We start from the raw sequence: 446 nt of genomic DNA, 5'->3' as shown, positions 1-446 counted from the left end.
GAAGGCGGTGTCATTACTTACACCGTTACCTTGACCAACCCGGCTCAGACTCCGGTCACCGTGACCCTGTCCAACGGCCAGGTCATCACCGTTGAAGCAGGCAAGACCCAGGGCAGCATCGATTTCCAGACCCCGGCCAACGACGTTTACAACAACGGTTCCACCGTTAGCGTGACCATCGACAGCGCTACGGGCGGTAACTTCGAACAGCTGACGCCTAACCCGACGCCAGTGGTTACCACGATCAATGATTCGATCGACACCACTACCGCGACCTTGACCGCGAGTCCTTCGGTCACCGAAGGCGGCGTCATCACCTACACTGTGACCCTGACCAACCCGGCGCAGACCCCGGTGACCGTGACCCTGTCCAACGGTCAGGTCATCACCGTTGAGGCTGGCAAGACCCAGGGCAGCATCGACTTCCAAACCCCGGCCAACGATGT

Annotated in this window: 1 protein-coding gene; it reads left to right on the top strand. The window is 59.9% G+C overall.

Translation table 11 applies throughout. The features are described 5' to 3' along the window. Window positions 1-446: immunoglobulin-like domain-containing protein (locus ACF8GB_RS00630; protein ID WP_392526430.1), on the top strand; the 446-nt coding region annotated here is incomplete at both ends.

The sequence above is a fragment of the Pseudomonas sp. xss_4 genome (assembly GCF_043104125.1).
Classification (GTDB): domain Bacteria; phylum Pseudomonadota; class Gammaproteobacteria; order Pseudomonadales; family Pseudomonadaceae; genus Aquipseudomonas; species Aquipseudomonas parafulva_B.
This window is presented reverse-complemented; position numbering and strand designations above follow the sequence as displayed.